General features: G+C 67.7%; 26 protein-coding genes. All 26 read right to left on the bottom strand.

Annotation, left to right across the window (positions count from 1 at the left end; all coding sequences use genetic code 11):
* Positions 1–6 precede the first annotated feature (6 nt).
* The 26 genes from AADI75_RS01460 to AADI75_RS01335 all read right to left on the bottom strand — a co-directional run bounded on the left by AADI75_RS01460 (position 7) and on the right by AADI75_RS01335 (position 19106).
* Positions 7–465 (bottom strand): hypothetical protein, encoded by a 459-nt coding sequence (locus AADI75_RS01460; RefSeq protein ID WP_341207287.1) that lies wholly within the window; start codon positions 463–465, stop codon positions 7–9.
* Positions 462–2471: a hypothetical protein gene (locus tag AADI75_RS01455; protein WP_341207286.1), complete on the bottom strand. Its 2010-nt coding sequence runs from the start codon at positions 2469–2471 to the stop codon at positions 462–464. The genes AADI75_RS01460 and AADI75_RS01455 overlap by 4 nt, the downstream gene beginning before the upstream one ends.
* A 3-nt stretch (positions 2472–2474) precedes the next feature.
* Positions 2475–2912, bottom strand: a complete 438-nt coding sequence (locus AADI75_RS01450) for a hypothetical protein (RefSeq protein ID WP_341207285.1) — start codon at positions 2910–2912, stop codon at positions 2475–2477.
* Positions 2913–2917: 5 nt separating this feature from the next.
* A complete protein-coding gene (locus AADI75_RS01445) occupies positions 2918–3403 on the bottom strand; it encodes a hypothetical protein (protein WP_341207284.1) in 486 nt (161 codons plus the stop codon).
* A 95-nt stretch (positions 3404–3498) separates the two neighbouring features.
* Positions 3499–4095, bottom strand: coding sequence for a hypothetical protein (locus AADI75_RS01440; protein ID WP_341207283.1), 597 nt, complete (start codon positions 4093–4095; stop codon positions 3499–3501).
* 11 nt (positions 4096–4106) lie between these two features.
* Positions 4107–6884 carry a D-alanyl-D-alanine carboxypeptidase family protein gene (locus AADI75_RS01435; RefSeq protein ID WP_341207282.1) on the bottom strand — a complete coding sequence of 926 codons (2778 nt, stop codon included), beginning with the start codon at positions 6882–6884 and terminating at the stop codon, positions 4107–4109.
* 15 nt (positions 6885–6899) lie between these two features.
* Positions 6900–7019: a phage tail assembly chaperone gene (locus AADI75_RS01430; RefSeq protein ID WP_341207281.1), complete on the bottom strand. Its 120-nt coding sequence runs from the start codon at positions 7017–7019 to the stop codon at positions 6900–6902.
* Positions 7019–7420, bottom strand: a complete 402-nt coding sequence (locus AADI75_RS01425; protein WP_341207280.1) for a GTA-gp10 family protein — start codon at positions 7418–7420, stop codon at positions 7019–7021. Before AADI75_RS01425 ends, AADI75_RS01430 begins: the two co-directional genes overlap by 1 nt.
* Positions 7417–7842: a phage tail tube protein gene (locus AADI75_RS01420; RefSeq protein ID WP_341207279.1), complete on the bottom strand. Its 426-nt coding sequence runs from the start codon at positions 7840–7842 to the stop codon at positions 7417–7419. Before AADI75_RS01420 ends, AADI75_RS01425 begins: the two co-directional genes overlap by 4 nt.
* Positions 7843–7862: 20 nt before the next feature.
* On the bottom strand, positions 7863–8270 hold the full coding sequence (locus AADI75_RS01415) for a hypothetical protein (RefSeq protein ID WP_341207278.1): 408 nt from the start codon (positions 8268–8270) through the stop codon (positions 7863–7865).
* Positions 8267–8854, bottom strand: a complete 588-nt coding sequence (locus AADI75_RS01410; RefSeq protein WP_341207277.1) for a hypothetical protein — start codon at positions 8852–8854, stop codon at positions 8267–8269. Before AADI75_RS01410 ends, AADI75_RS01415 begins: the two co-directional genes overlap by 4 nt.
* Positions 8855–8856: 2 nt before the next feature.
* Positions 8857–9192 carry a phage head closure protein gene (locus AADI75_RS01405; protein ID WP_341207276.1) on the bottom strand — a complete coding sequence of 112 codons (336 nt, stop codon included), beginning with the start codon at positions 9190–9192 and terminating at the stop codon, positions 8857–8859.
* Positions 9189–9728, bottom strand: coding sequence for a hypothetical protein (locus AADI75_RS01400; RefSeq protein WP_341207275.1), 540 nt, complete (start codon positions 9726–9728; stop codon positions 9189–9191). Before AADI75_RS01400 ends, AADI75_RS01405 begins: the two co-directional genes overlap by 4 nt.
* Position 9729: 1 nt before the next feature.
* Entirely contained in the window at positions 9730–10191 is a 462-nt protein-coding gene (locus AADI75_RS01395; RefSeq protein WP_341207274.1) for a hypothetical protein, read from the bottom strand.
* 86 nt (positions 10192–10277) lie between these two features.
* The gene (locus tag AADI75_RS01390) at positions 10278–11573 is read right to left on the bottom strand and encodes a phage major capsid protein (protein ID WP_341207273.1); all 1296 of its coding nucleotides are present in this window, start codon (positions 11571–11573) and stop codon (positions 10278–10280) included.
* Positions 11574–11643: 70 nt separating this feature from the next.
* Positions 11644–12255, bottom strand: a complete 612-nt coding sequence (locus AADI75_RS01385; RefSeq protein ID WP_341207272.1) for an HK97 family phage prohead protease — start codon at positions 12253–12255, stop codon at positions 11644–11646.
* Positions 12236–13540, bottom strand: coding sequence for a phage portal protein (locus AADI75_RS01380; protein ID WP_341207271.1), 1305 nt, complete (start codon positions 13538–13540; stop codon positions 12236–12238). Before AADI75_RS01380 ends, AADI75_RS01385 begins: the two co-directional genes overlap by 20 nt.
* Positions 13537–15315 (bottom strand): terminase TerL endonuclease subunit, encoded by a 1779-nt coding sequence (locus AADI75_RS01375; protein ID WP_341207270.1) that lies wholly within the window; start codon positions 15313–15315, stop codon positions 13537–13539. Before AADI75_RS01375 ends, AADI75_RS01380 begins: the two co-directional genes overlap by 4 nt.
* Before the next feature lie 3 nt (positions 15316–15318).
* Positions 15319–15750, bottom strand: coding sequence for a P27 family phage terminase small subunit (locus AADI75_RS01370; RefSeq protein WP_341207269.1), 432 nt, complete (start codon positions 15748–15750; stop codon positions 15319–15321).
* A gap of 193 nt (positions 15751–15943) precedes the next feature.
* Positions 15944–16267, bottom strand: coding sequence for an HNH endonuclease signature motif containing protein (locus AADI75_RS01365; protein WP_341207268.1), 324 nt, complete (start codon positions 16265–16267; stop codon positions 15944–15946).
* Entirely contained in the window at positions 16267–16812 is a 546-nt protein-coding gene (locus AADI75_RS01360) for a host-nuclease inhibitor Gam family protein (RefSeq protein WP_341207267.1), read from the bottom strand. The genes AADI75_RS01365 and AADI75_RS01360 overlap by 1 nt, the downstream gene beginning before the upstream one ends.
* Entirely contained in the window at positions 16809–16979 is a 171-nt protein-coding gene (locus AADI75_RS01355; RefSeq protein ID WP_341207266.1) for a hypothetical protein, read from the bottom strand. Before AADI75_RS01355 ends, AADI75_RS01360 begins: the two co-directional genes overlap by 4 nt.
* Positions 16979–17257, bottom strand: coding sequence for a hypothetical protein (locus AADI75_RS01350; RefSeq protein ID WP_341207265.1), 279 nt, complete (start codon positions 17255–17257; stop codon positions 16979–16981). Before AADI75_RS01350 ends, AADI75_RS01355 begins: the two co-directional genes overlap by 1 nt.
* 141 nt (positions 17258–17398) lie before the next feature.
* Positions 17399–18013, bottom strand: coding sequence for a hypothetical protein (locus AADI75_RS01345; protein WP_341207264.1), 615 nt, complete (start codon positions 18011–18013; stop codon positions 17399–17401).
* Entirely contained in the window at positions 17976–18479 is a 504-nt protein-coding gene (locus tag AADI75_RS01340) for a hypothetical protein (protein WP_341207263.1), read from the bottom strand. Before AADI75_RS01340 ends, AADI75_RS01345 begins: the two co-directional genes overlap by 38 nt.
* A gap of 153 nt (positions 18480–18632) precedes the next feature.
* The gene (locus AADI75_RS01335; protein WP_341207262.1) at positions 18633–19106 is read right to left on the bottom strand and encodes a hypothetical protein; all 474 of its coding nucleotides are present in this window, start codon (positions 19104–19106) and stop codon (positions 18633–18635) included.
* Positions 19107–19130: the final 24 nt, after the last annotated feature.

Here is a 19130-nt window from a genome sequence, read left to right as displayed (position 1 = left end):
CGAAGGTCAGGTGAAGCGGATCAGCTTCGCCGGGATCGTGAAGCTCGCGCCGATCGCCAGCGCCGGGCAGGTCAGCGCGACCGAGATCTCATCCGCTCGCATGGCGACGACATCATGCACGGCATAGCCCGCCACCACCGTGGTCGGTGCGACCATCAGTGCCTGGCCAGGCAGGATATTCCACGCCGCGGGGGTCGGGATGACCAGCCGGCGGACGCCGGCAACCAGCGCTACCGCGGCCTTCTGGCCCAGGGTGATCCCGCCCAGCGTGACAGCCGAGGGCTCGGCGAGCAGGTCGACGTCCAGCTCGGCGCCGCCCATGATCTCGCCACGCCACAGAAGCACGCCGTCGGCACCTGCCATGTCGGGCTGGTCGAGCGTCGTGAGGCGCAGGACCCGCCCGCCGCCCGCGCGTTTGCGGATGATGGCATAGAGACGGCGGTTGGTAGGAAGAGCGACGGTCATTGCTGGTTCACCACCGGGCGGCCGTTGTACCCACCACCGCCGTCTCCGCCCGGCGGGGTTGGATCGGCGGGGTAGGATCCTCCGGCCGTTGCTGTGTTCACGTAACGGACGATGACGTTGTCACCGCTCGAGCTAGCGTCGATCGCCGCCTGCTCGGCTACCGGCAGAAGCATGTAGTCCGCGGTCTGCAGGTTCCAGAGCAGCACGTACCCGGTCGCCGCGCTGAGCCCGCCCAGCGTTGCAGCAGGGAAAGACAGCCGCGCGCCTGTGTCGATCGTGGCTTCGAAAGCGACGATCGTGACGCTATCTGCGGTGCTGCTGACAGGATAGGCGACCGTCTGGGTCCCGGACAGAATCTGGTGAGCAGCGCGTGTCGACACTTCGTCGATCGCCTGCACCAACGGCGACTTGGTCGGGTCGTAGCCTAGGGCCGCAACGGCGCGCACCGGCGCGCGATCGTCGGCGTCCCAGGCGTAGATATCGGGGCTTTCACCGCTGAGAACCATCGGACAGCTTCCGTCTCGCCCGATGTCCTGCGCGGCTACCCTGAACAACTGTCGGTTGAAGCGCAGTGGCGTGAAGGTAAAGGGCAATACCTTATCGACCGGCCACCCCCATGCCCGGATATCGAACGGTGCGGTGAACGTCCGTTCGTACTGCTTGCGTTGCAGGACCTGCTTGGCGATCCGTTGCGCCTGGCTGACGCTTTCGACAAAGCCGAGATCGAGCGTCATGATCCGGTCGATCCCGTCAACGCTTGGGATCCGCACCTCTGGATAGTCGATCAACTGATAAAGCGATTCTGGTGTGGCGTCGACGTAGCGCCCACGGATGATGTTCGGCGCCGCCTCAAGCGACGGGTCGGGATCCCAGGTGAAAGCGCCGATCACATCATCGGTCATCAGTCCCGGATCCGCTGCGGCCGCGGCCAGATCGTTGTGCGCGATCAGCAGGCCCAGCTTGCCGCCCGTGTCGGTGAAGCGCCCGCACATCCCCGCGCAGAGCGCATCCAGTACCGTCTTCGGATCGTCGCCCTCCGAGACAACGCCGGCGCCGTGATATCGCGGCTCCTGTCCGCCGGCGGAGCGGTTCACCAGCTCGTCGGCAAGGTTCGCCGCCACGATGAACGATTGCAGGTCGATCCGCTTGCGCGGCAGCCCGGCCCCGGTCGCCAACCGCTTCTCGCCGGTGACCGGGTTCGTGATCCGCCAGCCGATCAGCCGCCGCAAGGCCAGCAGGGGCAGGTTCTCGCCGATCCGCCCGCCATCGTCGGCGGTGAAGCGCCACGTCGACTGATCGTTCCAGCGCATCGGCCCGGATCCACCGGGAACCGTGCTGTCGCGGCGCGGGTCGTACAGCTTCGCGCCGCGCCCGATGATTGTCATGCGGCTGGTCGGGCCGCTCGAAAACGGGCTCTCCGCCTTCTTGCCGTTGCCGGTCACCTTGAAGCGCAAACGCAGGTACGCGCAGCCGGTCAGGCGATGCGCGCCGTTCCACTTCCCGCTGGCGAACGTGAAGGCGTTCGCGGGGCTGCCCTCCAAGACGATGTTCGGCACGTCGAAATAGCCGCGGAACTTGCCCTGAACGCCACCGACAGCGGTCCACGCGAGATCAGTATCGAGCCAGATCTCCTCGACGCCATCAATGGCGTGGCTGGCGGTGCAGATGATCCAGTCGCAGAAGTCCTGGTCCTTGCCCGACCATTCCTCATAGCGCACGTCCGTGGCCATGGCGGTTTGGCCGAGCACGTCCTTGCGGAACGCGCGCGGGTCGATCGAGGCGTTCAACCTGCCCGATTGTGACGACGGTACCGTCGGCACCTTCGCCAGCGCGGCTGCGCCCAGCGACAGGGCGCTGGAGGCGAGTAGAAGTGTGCTGGCGGAGATGCTTGTGCCTGCGATCGTCGTGCCGAGCGACAAGCCGACACCGACCGCCGCACCTCCGGTCACAACCGCTAGCGCAGCGACGCCGAGCACCACCGCGCCGATCTTGAGCGCCTTGGCCATCCCTCAGAACCCGTACTGCACGCGCCAGGCGCGCGGCTCGATCCAGCCGGCGCGCGGCAGGAGGATCAGCCCCTCGCGCGTGCCCTCTGCACCGACAGCGATCATTTGCGCGCCGAGGCAGATCCCGAGCAGGCCGTCGCTCATCACAACGTCGCCGCGGTGCGCCAGGCTGGCCGGCACCTGCTCGAACTTCGCGTCCATCGTTGCCGCCAGATCGCCGGAGCCGTGGCGGATCAGCGCGCGGATCGAGCCGGCGGCGGTGGTGTAGGCACCGCGAAACTCCGGCATCGGATCCACGCCGGTCATCGCCGCGACCGCACCGGCGCTGAAGGTGCAGCAATCGTGCTGCCCCCAGGCGAACGGCGTGGCGTGCAGCGGCTCCAGGTACGCTTGTAGGCGCGCCTCCCAATCCGGGAAGCGCGTGGCGCTCAGCATCGGCATGGTGATCAGCTCCGCTTGCTGGCGCCGTTGGCGATAGCGATCGACAGCTCGGCCGACTTGTCACCGGGGTCGAAGTCGGCCTGGTCGAGGTAGGTGCGGTTCGACGCTTGGCCGAAAAAGGCGAGGTACGTCTCTACCGTCATCTGCACGGTCTGGCTCGCGCGATCGCCGACAATCTTCGGCACGCTCATGTAGCCGGTAAAGTACGGCCAGACCGCACCGATCGGCGCCAACGTCTCCGGATCCAACATCATCTTCCAGAGGCGCGCATCACGCCCCTGATAGTTGGCGCGCACCGCGATCGCGTCGAGCAGCTCGTCATCTACACCGACCAGGCCGGACAGGGTCAGCGTTACGGAATCGCTGCCGCCGGTCTTGTTCTTGACCGGCGTCACCGTCACCACATCCGGATTGACCGGGTCGAAGGTGAAGCCGTCGAGATCCTCGTCGCCCGTACCGGCGAAGGTGACCGGATAGGGAGCGTCGGTCACGCGGACCGGCTCCCCAGCGATATCGAGGAAGCAGAAGGTCGCGACGCGCCGAACGTCGGCGTCCAGCGCGCCCCGCGCGGCGACATCGGGACCACTCACGCTTCCTCGCAATCGAACTGGATCGTGTACGTCTGCCCCGCGTCGACCTTCCAGCCCGGCGCATCGGTGGTCATCCGCATGACCGCCCACGGCCGCCGCGTTTCGACCGCCTCCCCGTCGATCAAGCCCGCCGGCACCATTGGCTCGACGGTGAGGGTCAAGCGGCCGTCGGCACCGGCGAGGGCGCTATCGGCCACAATCTGCAGGAGGCAATCCGCGACGGTGATGAACATTCCGTCGCGCAGTCCTGTCCCAGGCAGGAAGCCGCGCAGCGCAAGTTGATAGCCCTGCTGCGCACCGCCGTCGACGACGACGACTTGGTAATGACTGTGCTGCGGCCCCTCGCATGCCGAGAGGCGGAACGGGCGCGCGCGCCCGCGGAGCCGGAGCAGCGCCGATCGCCACGGCCGAAAGGCCGGTTCACCGATCACCGGCGGATAGGTGACCTTCGCCGACCAGTAAGCCGCTTGGCCGAGCTGCGTCACGCGCAGCTTGCGGCCGAACTCCGCCCGGTTCGCCTGCGATGGCTGGTGCGGCTCCCACTCGACAGAGCGCGCGATCGGCTTCAGCGGTAGGTCGATGATCATCGTCATCAGCGTTCCCCTTAGCCCGGTGCGCCGGGCAACGCCGGCCTGCGCAGGTTCTGAACCGTGCGCATCTCCGCTCCGGCCATGATCGGCTCGGCCGCGGCGCCGACGGTTCGGAAGGCCAGACTTTCCATGCGAGCATCGAACTCGCGGGTCGGGCTGATCCGGATGTCGCCCTCGACGACAAGCCGATCGCGTGTACTGGGCGCGAGCTGGCGCTGCGCCTGGCTGATGTTCGGCAGGCGCGGCATTATGACTCCGGGCAGACCGCCATCGGCATATGCCGGCAGGCGATCCTTGTTGATGGCGTCGATCAGGGCCCAATGCTTGCGCACGCCGCGCTCGTTGACGATCGCCTCACCATTCGACACCCGGATCGGCTTGGTGCCGCCGACCAGAGCGAGGATGCTGTCGGAGCGGCCGTCGCCCGGGCCGCGGATCAGACCACGATCGATCGATGGCACGCCGCCATCGGCAAAGCCGGGCAGATCGGAGATCTTGCCGCCGTCAGCGAGGCCGAAGAAGCTGGCGCCGCCGATTGCCTTCAGCACCGCCTTCTGGACCGCGATGCGCGCCAGATCGGCTAGGATCGATTGCGCCATGCGGCTGAAGGCTGATCCGACGCTTTCCGTGCCGCTGATGATCCCGATCAGCCCGTCCTCAAGGCTCTCGAGCCCGCGGGTCTCGACCTCCTGCAGTGCGCGCGCCGTGTCACCGACGTTCTCCTCGAGCGCGGCACGATATCGGTTGAGCGGCTTGTCGGCCTGTTCCTGCGCGACCTCGCGGGCCTGGTCCACCAGCTCGCGCAAGTTGGCGTCACCCTTGGCGACCGCGTCGCCGAGCAGATCCTGCTCACCGAAGATCGCGCGGAAGTCGGCCGCCAGATCCCGCGCCGCCTTTTCGGCCGCGGCCTTGCGCTCGCTCGGATCGAAGAACTCGCTGACGTCGGCCAGCTTGTGGATCGCGATCGTCTCACGCGTGCCCTGCAGCGCGTCCCGGTCGGTCGCCTGCTGCTGAGCCTCGGCCGACTTCCCTTTAGGGCCGAATGCGACGTGGAAGACGCGCTGGTCACGCTCGACCAACAGTTGCCGGATCGCGACACCTTCCTTGGCGAACGCCTCCCGGATCTTCGCGACCGTGAGACCCGGCGCGAATTGGATGTCGATTGCCTGGCCGCGCTCGTGATCGCTCGTCCCGGGCTTCGCCACCGGACCGGCATGCCGACCGGCCAGCTTGTCGGCGTAGAGCTGCTCCTGCTTCTCGCGCGACCGCACGCCGCTGGTGACCTTGCCGCCGATGCTGGCGGCGATCTGCGTCGCCTCGGCCACAGTCACCGTGCGGCCTATCTGATTGTTGTTTCCGCCGGTGCTGCTGGATGCCGACTGGCGCTTCTGCTCGCGATCAAGCTCAGCCTTCTCGCGCGAGCGCAGGACGGTGATCTGGCGCGTCAGCTCGCTCGTGACGGTCTTCTCGGCGATCGCGCGGCGTTGCGCCTGTGCGATCAAACCATCCGGCCCCTCGTAGCGCCGTCGGATCTGCTCGAGCGGATCGATCGCGCGCTTGGCTGCTTCGTCAGCGAGGTTCGCGCGGGTGCGTAGAACGGCCGCCTCCGCGCCCTCGATCGCCTTGTTCACCTCCGCAAGCCGTTGGGTGAGCTGTTGCGCCGCCTGACCAGCGGCCACGCGCCGGACGCGATCGCTGCCGTCGGCGGATACCGGAGCGGCATTGGCGCTGGCGACGTCGAGGTTTGCGCGGGTCACGTCCTGGATCAGCTGGGCGCGCTGGCGCTGTAGCCCGGCTAGATCTTCTTTTGCGCGGACGTTCTGCAGCTCGGCATTTGAGCGCAGCGCGTCATTCTGCTTGTTCAGCTCCGACGTCAGCTGTCGGACGTCGTCGATCATGCCCTTCTCGGTCTTCCGGAAGGCTTCCTTCGCGCGATCGGCGAGCGCTGCCTTGTCGGCATTCTCCTCGAGCTGCTTGACCTCTTTCGCCAGCGCGTCGGTGCCTTCGAGGATCTTACCCACGAACGGCGTCAGCGCCACCAGCGCCGCCGCAAACGCGATGCCCCACGGACCGCCCAGCAGCCCGATCAGACCCTTGCTCTCGCCGGAGATCAGCTGGATCGCCTGTATGACCTGCGCGCTCTGCTGCGCGAAGATCATCGAGACGGCCGTGCCCGATGCATATTGCGTCGAGATATCGCCCAGCTGGTAGCTCAGCTGCTGAAAGCCGGCGCGCTGTTGACCGCTGACCGCCACCTGCTTGCGCTGCGCGGCGCTGACGTTCTCGAGGTTGCCTTCGACAAGGCCGAGGATCGCAGCCTGCTCGCGCAGCGCGCGCGATTCCCCCTCGGCCTCGACCGCGGCGGTCGCTGCGGCCACGGCATAGGCGCGCACGGCCGCGTTCTGGCCATTCTGCGCCTGGTCAGCGCGCGTCGCGGCCTCGGCGACTGCGCGAAAGGCGCGGGCCTTCCCGTCAGCCGCGTCGGCCGCACGCCGCGTGGCTTCCGCGTCGACGATCTGGATCGCCGCCTGGCCGGACGGGGCCTCGATGATCGCCTGCGCATTCTGGCGGATGCGTTTGAAGGTGGCGTCATAAGCCTGCTCGACCTGCTTCAGCCCGGGCGTGGCGCTGTTGCCGATCTCGCCGAACTTTTTCTCGACGGCGTCCAGGACGTTGATCGAGGCGCTGCCGAACTCGTTCACCAGCGATCGGCCGGTCTTCATCGCGGCCGACAGACCGGTGACGTTTCCCGAAACCTGCAGGTACAGATCGCGGCGGGCGGAAGCGGCCATGCTATTCCCCCCGTGCTACCGCGCCGCCGCCTTGTTGGCGGCGATACGCGCGTCGATCATCGACCAGAATTCGTGCGGCGTGGCGCGCCAGAACTGCCCGGCCGACCAGCCGAACGTGTCCAGCGCCAGCCCCATCAGGCGACGCCAGCGGTCTCCATCGTCGTCGCTGGCGCCGCCTTCGCTTCCCCCGAGGCGGTACGCCCGCCGCCGGCTGCGTCGGCGAGGCAGAGCGTCAGCCGGGCGGTGACGCCCAGCACGCCTTCCTCATAGGCCAGCTCGCCGATGCGATCGCCGTGAACAGCGCGGGTCGTGCTGTCGTCGGGCTCGGCACCGGCGCGGATCAGCTCTGCCGCGACGATGCCGACGTGGCGGAGCGACAGCGCCTGCGCGTTGCCCAGCCGCACCAGCTCGACCAGCGAGTGTTCGGTCTTCTGCTCGATCGTGAGCAGCGCCTGGTGCGACGGGCGCAGCCGATAGCGAACGCCGGCGAGCAGCAGCTCGTGCTCACCGCGCGTCGGGTTCGCCAGGTCGCTCACGGCTGCACATCCGCGGCCGACAGGTTATCGACGGTCGGAGCGGCCGCGTTGACCATGTCCATCGAGTAGGTCGCCGGGCCTTCCTTCGGGAAGTCGGCCGAGAAGTTGCCGATTGCGACGAGGCCCTGATACTTGATCGTGGCGCCCTTCTTGATCTGGACCTCGATCTGCGGGGGTGACGCCTTCGACGCTGCCTCGGCGGCGGTGAAGCCGGCGTCGGGGAGCTTGAGGTTGCCGGCGACGGCGAACTGGATGTTCTGCTGGCCGAAGCTCTTGGCGCCGTAGACGCCCGAATCCTTGTCGCCCAGATCCTGCTCCTGGCTCGAGCGCGACCAGCGCAGCGAGGTTTCGCCGCCGATCGCGATGAAGGTCGCGCTCGACTTGATGTGCAGGCGCCAGTCCTTGCCGAATTCATTTGCCATGATGGTCTCCATTCGCCGGTTCAGGCCGGCTCCGCGTAAAGCTCGAGGGAAGTCACGCCGGCGTAGGTGACGCCGTCGATCGTGGAGGCGCCGCCGGCGGCCGCCCCGGCCCATCCGACCCGGAAGTGCGCGCCATCGATGACGATGATCTTGTCGTCGGTCGCGAGGCGCACCTGGTGCATCAGGCCGAGCAGCTCGCGGCGATCGGTGCCTTTGTAGACGGTGTGAACGTCGACCTCGATCTGCTCGAGCTGCTCGGCCTTACCGCCAGCGTTGTCGCTGGTGATGTCGCCGATCAGGTGAAACGGGGTCGGCATGTCCTTGCGCAGGCTGTGCCGCACCATTTCGCGCTGGTCGGCCGGCAGCTGCTCGCGCAGCAGCTTGACCACCGCGTCCTGCGCGCCGGTCATCAGGTCGAGAGTGATCATGCGGCTGCCCCGAGACGCTTGAGGGCGTTGGCCCAGAAGTCGGAAAGGATGGTCGACGAAGCCTCTTCGAGCAGCGGCTGCGCGACGAACGGCCGCGCACCCATCTGCTTGACCTTCAGCTTGTAGGGCGAGCCGATCGGCGTGCCGCGGTTCGGCCCCCGCCGGCGCAGTCGCGCGCTTGCTCCACCGAACACCGTTTGCCTCGTGCTACCCTTGCGGTTGTTGCCGATCAGCCGGCGCTGCTTGATCCGTCGGGTGACCAGCACGGTCTGCTCTTCCCGGCCGAACTCCACGAACCGGCCGTAGAAGGGACCGCCCGCCTTCGCCTTCGATGCCCGGCCGTTGAACTTGCTCGCGGCGCGGTCGCCTTTCAGCAAGCCGACCCGGATCGTCAGCCGCTCGAGCAGCAGCTGCAGCGCCAATGCGCCATCGAGCGCACCGGTGTCCTTCGCGACGTCGGCGTGTTGAGCCGCGAGGATCTCGCGACCGAGGATCGCGATCTCGACCGCCAGCTCGTCCGCGGCCGCGCGCGGCAGCTGGTCGAACAGGCTGTACGTCTCGGCCAGCCCGTCGACCTTGCTCATGGTCACGGCAGCGTGCCGGCGGTGTCGGCCATGATCAGCAGCTCGCGACGCGTGCCATACGGATCCACGCACGAGCGAATGTTCAACACCTTGGTATCGAACAGCACCTGGTCGCCGGTGTCGATGCCGTCGCGGTGCCAAATGCGGAGGCGGTAGACCGAGATACCGCGCAGCACGTGCTCCATGACCGATTCCCGACCGTCTTGCCCGACCACCTCCGCCCAAGGCTTTGCCAGAATGCTCATAGCGGTCGTGTAGCCACCGCGGCCGTCGTCGGCTTGTACCGGCCGCTGGATCGTCACCTGGTTGCGCAGGTCAGCTGCGCGAAGCGGCTTCACCCGCCGATCCGGGCGTTGACGAGGAGTGGGACGAGGTCGACCGGCTTGTCCTCGAATTTACCGCGGATTGCGGCCAGCATCGCCCAGCGCAGGTTCTGCGGCAGCGCGTCACCTTCACCGCCGTAGCCGACGAGCAGCCGGGCGACGATCGCGCCACGGCCGGTTCGCATCTGCGGCAAGGTCGCGCCGATCGCGGCGAAGATCCCGCGGTCGAGGCCGGCGCCGGTCAGCTCATAGCGGGCGGCCTCGAGCACCTGCGGCGCGCCTTGCGGGTCGATGTAGCGGATCTCGGCCACTGCGACGACCGGGCCGACCTCAAGGTGCGCGAAGTCGCTGAAGGCGTCCGCCCGGACCTCGACGGTCTGCTCGACCAGGCGCAAGCCGGTCATGTCCTCGATATCGCCGCGCGCCGCGCCGATCAGCATGTCGACGTCGCCGTCCAGGCTGTCGCCATCGATGCGCAGGAAGCGCTTGGCATCCTCGCGCTCGATGGGCTCGGCCGCCGGCGCGCTGACAGTGATCGCGGCGCTCAGCATGTCAGTCCTGCGCTGCCGGCTTCTTCGCGCGCGAGCGCTTGGCAGGCGCCGAGGCGGGCTCGGCCGGCGCAGGTTCCGACGCCGGCGCAGGCTCGGTCGCCGGCGCGGGTTCGGTCGCCGGCGCGGGTTCGGTCGCCGGCGCGGGTTCGGTCGCCGGCGCGGGCTCTGTCACCGGCGCGGGTTCGGCCGCCAGTGCGGGCTCGCTCGCCGGCGTGGTCTCGCCCGCCGGCGCAATCTCGGTCAAACCGGTGGGCTCGATCGCGTCGGTCGCCACGGTGCTCGCCGCGATCGCCAGCGTCGACATCGCAGGGAGCTGGATCTCGCGCATCTCGGCCGCAAGGTGGCCGTCGACCAGGCGTTGCGCCTCTGCGGCGCCGATATCGACACCGATCACCAGCTCCTGTCCGGGCAGCCGAGAGATCGTCGGTCCCTGCTGGCCGACCATCATCTTGATCTTGATCATACGGGTTCTCCTCGGCAAGCGGCCGGCGCGCCGGCGGCTTGCGGAAGAGGCGGGCCTTTCAACCCGCCTCCCATCGCGCGGTTCGCTTAGTTGGCGGCCAGCTGCAGGTGCTTCACGGCGCTCGCGTCGATCAGCTTGCCGTCGTAGCGGATGATCCCGGCCATCCCGACCTTCGGCCAGAACCGCTCGCGGACGGTACCGATGAGCGGCGACCCGACCTTGCGGACGGTGTAGCGGCTGTGGTCGCCGAACAGCACCGCTCGGGCGCCGGCGGCGATCGCCGGCACATCGTCGTTGACCGAGTACGGCTTGCCGAGCAACACGTCGGGCGCGTTCAGGCGCACGTCGCCCTGCTGCCAGAGGAAGTTGCCGTTGCCGTCCTTCAGCTTGCGGATGACCGCCAGCGTGGTGTCGGCGAACTGCCAGCGGCAATACGGGCTGCGGCGATACGCCTGATTGACCGAGTGCTGGAGGTCGATCAGCTCGTCTGCCGCGATCGCGGCGGCCGACGCTGCCAGCTTGCCACGCGGCGATGCCGTCAGGATGCCGGTCGGCTCGTTCACGCCGCTGCCAACGGTGAGCTTGGCATTGCCGCCGCGGCCCAGGCGCTCGCCGAGCTTCCGAGCGATGAATTGCTCGAGGTTGAACGCCGAATCCTGCAGCAGCTCGAAGCTGATCTGCAACCACGGCGTCGCGAAGACATAGGCGCTCAGCGTCGCATTACCGAAGGCCATGTCGCCCGAGCCATCGTCGGTCAGGTTGGCGGCCTCGGCGAGCGGAGCCGACCCCTTGGTCGTGTCGTCGTTGGTCGGCACGTCATAGGGATTGCCCGAGCTGGTGACCATCTCGTCGGTCACGGTCGGGTCGTACATGGGTCCCCAATCGCGCATGACTTCGACGATCGCGCCGGCCAGCGTGCGCGGGACGGTGAAGCCGCCGGCCGCCGGAGTGCCAACCGTCTGGGCACGGTTCTCGACATAACCGCCGCGAAGCGTCGTGCGCTGCTCGTTGCTGAGCTGCGAGACGTCGCCTCCGACCGCAAGCATGCTGAAGAAGGCGTCGCGATATTCGGTCTGCAGGCGCTCGGCGTCCTCGGTCGTGTCGCGACGCTCGCCGTCGTGGCCGCGGACCTCGAGATTACCGCCACCCGGGCGGCGCTGCTCGCGCAGCTCGAGATCGCGCTGCTCGGCGCGCGCCATGCGCTCCTCGCGCGCGATCGAGGCGTCGAGCGCATCCAGCTCGCCCATGATCGTGTCGTGTCGTGCTTCCAGCTCTGCGGTGCGGGCGGCGTCGGTGTTGTCGGTGATCTCGCCGAGCGCGGCGCGAGCCTGCGTGACGAGGGTCCCGCGCTGCTCGTGCAGCTGGGTCAGCAAAATAGCCATTTCTGTCTCCGGGGTTCGGGGGAAACGTCGAGTTGAAGCGTCGACGGGCGCCTCGGGCTGGGCCCGGTGACTAGATGCGGCGCTCGAGCTGCGCCTGACGCGCACGGCGCGCCGCCATGCGAGTTTCGGCGCCGACCCGATTATGGTCGCGGCGCTCGTCGCGGACACGTTCGAGGCTCCGCAGCGCGACTTCGGTGTCGCGGTATGCAGGATAGGCGGTGTACGTGATCTCGAAGAGCAGAGCCTCCAGGATCGTGCGCTCGGTCACGTCCTTGGTCTCGTCCCATTCCGAGCGGACGGACACGAAGCCGATCGACATGCCCGCGATGTCGCCGCGCTCGAGCTGGACGATCAGGTCGCGACCGTCGTTCGTGTCGGGCAACGGGTTCTCGAAGGCGAGACCCTTGCTGTCCTCGCGCAGCGTCAGCGTGCCGGCACCGAGCCGACCGACGACGCGACCGCTGTCATGGCTGTGGAGCGCCAGCACGTCGCGCTCCTGGAGCGACTTGGTGAACGCGCCCGGGGCGATCCGCTCGCGCCACATGCCGCCGATATCGGTCCAGGTGTCGAAGAGGGCGGCATAGCCGTGCCCGGTGCGCACCGTGCCGTCATCCGCGGCGCGCAGTTCGAGCGGCGTCAGGATCGCGCGCGTCTCGCGCCCGTCAATCAGGGGTGCTGGCATCGTCATCGTCCTTGGCTTCGCCGTCGCCGGCGGGCTGATCGTCGTCGAGGGCCGGACCGCCGTTGTGGCCGATCTTCGCGGTGGGCACGGTACCGAGTGGCACGGTCGCGCCCTGAATGTAGAGGCGTCCGCCCTGGCCATTCGGGTCCGGCGGCCGGTTCTCGAGCGCGCGCGCCTCGTCCGGCATCAGCTGGCCGGTGTTGATCGCGCGGGCGAGGCCCTCGATCCGGCTCTTGAAGTCGCCGCGCTGCAGGCCATCGAGGTTGTGCTTCACCTCGCGGGCACGCCGGCGCTGGCCGAACAGCTTGAGGTTCAGCTCCTGCTCGAAGATAACCGCCCAATGCACCACCAGGTGCTTCACCAGCTGCAGATCCTGCTGCTCCGTGTTGGAGAAGGTCCCCTTCGACAGATCCTGCAGGAATACCGGCGGCAGCCCGTACAGGCGCGCGATCTCCTGAATCTGGAACAGCCGTGCCTCGGTCATCTGCCCCTTGTCGGGGTCGGTGCCGATCGGCTTCAGTGCGTGCCCGGGCGGCATGCCGAAGAAGGCGCGGCCGGCCTTGCGCGCCAGCTCGATTGCGCGCTGGATCTGCTCGGTGGCGCGCTTCAGCCCGTCCGCGCCCTGCGGCAGCGGCCCCTCGAGCGCCATCGGCGGGATACCGCCGCCGGCGAAGAAGCCGGCCGCGTAATTGTTCATGGCGATCGCAAGCCCGATCGCCTTTCGACCGAGGTGGATCGGCCCATAGACGCTGAGCTGGTCGGGGCGGATCGCGAACGACACGTCGATCACGTCGGCCGCGGCATATTCCTGACCGTTGCAGCGGTAGAACTTGCGGCCGCCGCGGCGCACGACGGTTGTGGCGGTCGGGTCCATCGGCCAGATCGCGACCGGCTTGCCGCCTTGGCGCTCGATGTAGCTGACGCCGCGGCCGCCGGTGAACACGCCGTGCCACATATACCGACGCCAGTTGGCGCTGGTCCATTCCGCGTTCGGCGCCTCGTTGAGCAGCATCTGCAGCTCGCCGCCGATCTTCTCCGACTTGCCACCGCGATCGCGGAAGCAGTGGAGCGGAAGCGTCGCCATCATGCGCTCGAGGAAGTTGACGGCGTCGAAGACGGCCGGGACCTCAAGGGCGCTCTCGACGGTAACGGGCGGCAGCTCGGCCGCGTTGTTCGTGATGCCGAGGAACTGCGCCCACTCGTCCCACGTCGCGCCGGAGGTAATGGTGTCGGTGCGCTCGAAGGATCGCTGCTCGCGATCGCCGCCGAAGGGCCAGAGCCTCACGCCTCGCCCACCATGTCGAAGTCGGGATCATCCCAGGGGGAAGCGACCATAGTTTCTTCCTCCTTGGTGAGCGCGACGGACACGGCCGCGATCAGCGCGACCGGATTGTCGATCTTCGCTTCCATGCGCGGCTTGCGCGGATAGACGTTGTCCTTGGCGTCGAGCTGGGCGACGACGTTGGCGACCTGCCATTCCATGACCGGGCAGCCGGCGTGACTGATCAGCTCGCCCCGCATCCACGCATCGAGCTGCTTCATCGGATCCGAGAAGTTGAGGACGTTCGGCCGGACCTCGATGACCGGCACGCCTTCTTTGACCAGGCGGTTGATCAGCATCGTCGCCTGGGCGGGATCGTAGGCGACGACCTCGACGTCGAGGATCCGCCGCAGCTGCTCGATGGCGATCTCGATCTCTTCGAAATCGGTGATGTTGCCCTCGTTGACGTCGAGCAGCTCCTGCTCGTCCCAGCCCTGATAGGCGCTGACGTCCTCGACGGCCTTGGTCGGCAGGAAGTACCGGCCAAGGCGGATAAACGGGTCTTTCTTGGTGGGCCGATCGCCGAGCGGGAGGATCAGGATCTCGAGCGCGGCGATATCGACCTTGGACGCGAGGTCGAGGCTGAGGATCGCGCGCCGGCCCTGCAGCCATTCCAGCTCGAGCGCTTCGCGGATCTTGACGGGGATCCGCGGATCAGCGCACCGCCGCCACGCCTCGATATCGAAATAGGCCGCCTTCGCCGCGACCCACAGGTTGAGGTGCTTGGTCTTGAAGATCGCCCGCTTTCGCGGGGTGGCAACGGCGTCGCGCTGGCGTGCGAGCAGATATTCGAGCCCGACCGAGATCCCGATGTTGGGATTGGCCTTCCGCAGCGCTGCCTCGGTGCGCCAATCGTCGTCTTCGTCGATGGCATATTCGGCGAAGAAGGTGTCGTCCTCGACCGGCGGACCGCCGTTGTGACCGATGCCGGCGAGCCGCTCGCGCTGCTCGAGGATCATCGCGTAACACGGCCCGGCCAGGTTCTCGCCGGCGGTGGTGATGAGCAGCTGCAGCGGCTGGTCGCGGGCACCCATGCCCGTGATCATCGTGTCGACCTGACCGTCGTCGGCGTGCTCGTGATATTCGTCGTGGATCGAGCAGCTCGGCGATTGCCCGTCACCCGGGTCGCCGATGATCGTCTCCATCCGCGAACCGTCGTCGGGGCGGTGCAGCTGCTTGGCGAGCAGCTCGATCCCGAATCGGGTCTTCAGCGCCGGCAGCTTTTGCACCATCAGGCGCGCCGGCCGGAAAACCTCCCACGCCTGCTTCTCGTTGGTCGCGCCCGAGTAGACTTCGGCCCCGTACTCGCCGTCGGCGCACAGCATGAACAGCGCGAGGCCGGACGCGATCGCCGACTTGCCGTTCTTGCGCGGCACCACCAGCAGCCAGCGCCGGAACCGGCGGGTGCCCTCCTGAGACCCGGCCTTATGGAGCCAGCCGAAGACGACGCACAGGTTCCAGATCTGCCACGGCTCGAGCACCAGCCGCTTCTTCTGCTTCGCCCACGGCCCCTTGGTATGCGGCAGCCGCTCGATGAACTTGCACGGCCGCGCCGCCTTCGCCTCGTCGAAGCGATAAGGGAAGTCGTCGCCGGCGCTGCGTACCAGCTCGGTTATGAACCGCTGGCATTGCAGCCGGATCTGCTTGCCGGCCGGGATCTTCCCCGAGACGACGTCGCCGGCATATTGCCGCGCGATGGCCGCATAGTCGCGGTCGGGCAGCCCCGGTGCGGTGGCCACCGGTTAGAAGTCGTCGAATTCGCCCGCCGCTTCCGGCTTGCCGCTGGCGAGTTTCATGGCAGCTGAGGGGCTGAGCATCAGCTCGCCCAGCAGCGATTGCGCCTGGCGCATGGCATCAGAGAGCATCGCCACCTCCGGCCGCGCGCGGATCATCTCGGTGATCACCTGCTCGCCGCCAACCTTGCGCACCGTCTTGCTGGTGCAGGTGTCGCCGGTCATCTCGAGCACGGCCTGGAACCGCTGGATCTGCTCGAGCCGCATCGCGAGTAGCGCGACGACCTGGACGAACTGCGGCTCGGCGCGATTCTGCGCGACCAGCAGGTCGGTGATCTCGTTGAACAACAGGCGGGCAAGGCTCGACAGATGCAGCGGCGGCACCATCGCCTCACCGGCGCCGATCGGCGCGGGCACCTTCGCGCGCTCGGCCGGCGTCATCGCCAGCGCCGGATCCTTCCGTTTTCGTCCCGCGCCCGAGCGCGAACCACCGCTCGCCATGCGCCGTCTCCAAAGGGATCATTTTGGTTTTGAATTCGCCCGCGTGAGAATTTGGCGGGGATGCGGTGTCCGGCCAGGCGGGCTTCGAGGGATCGACCCTCCCCCTCCCGCCGGCCGGCCGGCGGGGCAGGGGTCAGGGGGCGAGGTCCGCCTCGCGCCGTCTCGCGGCGTCCTCGGCGCGGGTCTTGGCCAGGTGGCAGGGTGAGCAGAGCCCTTGCTTGTTCGCCCGGGTGTCGCTGCCACCGCGGCTCAGCGGCACGATGTGGTCGACCTCCTCGGTCGGGCTCTCGACGTTGCGCTTGAGGCAGAGGCGGCACAGAGGCTCCTCGGCGACCACCTGCGCGCGATCGCGCTGGCCAGCCCGGCCACGCTTGCGGCGATCGGGCTGGCCGATCGGCGGGGCCCACTTCTTGCGCTTCGGCTTGGAGCCGCCGAGCTGCGGCGGCTGCCACGGCACTAGGCCGCAGCCTTGCCGATCGTGCCGTCCTGCTCGCCAGTCTCGAGCACGAACTCCTCGCCCGGGGTGGACGTGTAGAAGCCCATCGCGCGGAGGCGGTCACCGTTCGCGCCATTCAGCGCTGCGCGTACCGCGCCCTTGTCGATCGACTCGGTGACCCGCACGAACGCCTTGCCCCAGCGGTACGCCTTCAGCGCCTTGATGGCCTCCTCGTCGCCACCTGGCACCATGACGCTGCTACGTCCCGACTTGCTACCGATGATGCAGCCGAGCAGCTCCATCGTCTTGCGCTTGGAGGGCAGCAGGGCGAAGCCCGTCTTGCGCCACCACGGCTCGATCGATGCGCGCAGCCGCTCACGCTCCTTCGTCAGCGGCGCGATGATCGCGTCGGCAATGGCGTTGGTGTCGGCGATCGCCTTGTTCCGCGCGGTCTCGGCCGCAGCGATCTCGAATCCGAGCTGTGCGAAGCGCTCGAGCAGCGGCGTCGCCTTCTCGAGCGGGGCGTTGGCGCGCAGCGCGAACGGGGCGGCGGTTGCGTCGGTCACGCCGCGGCACCCAGCAGCGTGCCCACATAGGGCGTGGCGACCAGCTCGGCCGCAGCCGGCTGGCCGGCGACCAACGCCTTCAGCGTGCCGATCGGCACGCCGACGATCGCGCTGTCGGGATGGCCTGCGTCGAGAATGTCGCGCAGGCGGATCTGGTCGGTCTTCATCAGAACAGCGCTCCGGTTCCGCATGGGGTGACGTAGAGGGGCGGCGCTTTCGGCGCCGGCGATCGCACGACCCCGCGCAGATCCCGACAGAAGGTCAGGACCAGCTCGTCGATGTCGTCGAAGTCAGCTTGCGTGGTTGCCAGCCGCGCCCGGTAGGTCAGCTCGTCGAAGCGCGAGGTTAGGCGTTCGAGCTGATCTGCTACGTTCGGGCGCGGCGTGACACCAGGGACCGCGCGCGGCTTTGACGCGGCGGTGTCGGGAGCCGGGGGCAAGGGCATCTGGACACCTCCACGAAAAAGCCCGCTCGCTCGGGTGAGCAGCGGGCTTCGGGCGCAGTTATGGCGGGGTCGTTTGTGCCGGTCTCACGACCGATTTACGACGTGACCTTGGGGACACTGCCCACAAGGTCACCCCAATCGTCAACGGGCGCGGCCCCACTGGTTGAGCGCGTCGACCAGGAGTGCTCGCGCTCGGCGATCGGACATGCGCCAGCGCCGCGCTGCCGCGCCGAGTGTCATCCCGTCGACGATGATCGCCAGCATCATGGCGGCGAACGGCCCGACACGGTCTCGCCACTCGGTGTAGCGCCGCTCGAGGATCACGGCCGCGATCCGCTCGGCCGAAGCAGCGTTCGCACCGCCGCCGGATCCGCGCGGCTCGAGCTTCGCCGTCCGCACCGCCACGTCGGCAGTAATACGCTCATGTGCTGCGACGATCAGCTCGGCCGCCGCCGCCTGGTGCGCGTCGATCGCGCCGGATCGCTGAAGGCGGCCCAGCGAGCCGTCGAGCTTGGCGATCGCCGCGACATAGGCGTGCGTCTCGGGTGTGCCCTGCTTGTGCGACCACGCCTCGCGCAGCTGGACGCGCTCCTCGATCCCGGGAGCGAGCAGCACGATCGGTGCCTTCGTCTTCTTCCGCTTGGCGGTGATCTTGCGGCGCGGGCGCGGCGCGCCCAGCACCAGGTGGGTGATCCGCTGCTGCTCGCGCTCGTCTGCGCTAAAGGCGGGCAGCGCCGCCGTGTTCTGGTTGGTCATGATGGTCCCCGGCTACGATGCTAGGGACATGCTCCAAGATCGCGATCAGCGGCAGATGACCTTGTGGGCACGGCCCGCCGGTTTCCGCGTCCTTGTTCACGACGAAACCCTCCCGGCGCAGCTCCTCGAGGACTAGCTCGCGAACCAAGCCGGGAATGCTGATCCCGCGCTGCGCACCCGGCACGCGCTCGATCATCTTGGCGACCGCGAGCTGATGCACCAACGCCTTCGCGCGTGTCTTACTCACGCCGAGCGCGATCCGCACGTCGTCCATCGAGGGGCTGTGGCCATGCCGGACGATGTACGCGCGGATAAAGTCATACGCTTCGTCACGGCGGCTCGCGGGACGGGCGCCTTCGAATGTCAATGCTGTCGGCGCGCCCATAGCCGGAACATAGCGAGATTCTCGATGAAATGAAAGTGAGGCGGGTTGGATTGAGGCGGAGAACGCCTCCGCCTCGGTCATCACGACTCCGCGGAAATGCTGGCGTCTGGACGCGCTAAATGGCGCCGGTACCCGGCCGATACCCGCACCCTGCCGTCATGCGGTGGCTGCCGCGTTGCTCGGACAAGCAGATAGCGGCCAAAGGTGAAGAACGAGACGATGACGATCGCCCTCTCAGCTTGGGGGCTTCGGCTCCTGCACCGTCGAATCATCGGCTGCGGTAGAAGGAAAGTCATGTGCGCCGATGGCATGCAGCACCTCCCGCATCGCGGTGTCGTGCTTGGCATCATCCAATTCAGACCGGCGCGCCTGGCCGGAGGCGCTCTGAACCTCCATCCATTGGCTGACCTGTATGCGTGTATCCGGTCCATCTTTCAGGAGAGAAAATCGGACATTCAACATGGGCGCAGTGCCGCCACGCCCGCTAAACAGATATCGTGCAGCAATGCCTGAATTTTCCCGTTGGCACAGAACGTGACGGTCGTCCTGCTCAACAACTGTTGCTTCCCTATCGGCGCAGGAGAGCGCGATTTTATCTGATGCCTCCGAGGGTGGCCCGTAAAACCACATGTTCACAGGTCCGCTGGCTGCCGCAGCAGCCGTAATCGTGACGCCGACGATCAATATTGCGACGTTTAGCTGACGCATCCTCTTCATTCCCCCCTGCGCATG

This window comes from uncultured Sphingomonas sp. (assembly GCF_964021865.1).
Lineage (GTDB): Bacteria > Pseudomonadota > Alphaproteobacteria > Sphingomonadales > Sphingomonadaceae > Sphingomonas.
The sequence above is the reverse complement of the archived record's forward strand: the minus strand, read 5'-3'. Positions and strand labels throughout refer to the sequence as shown.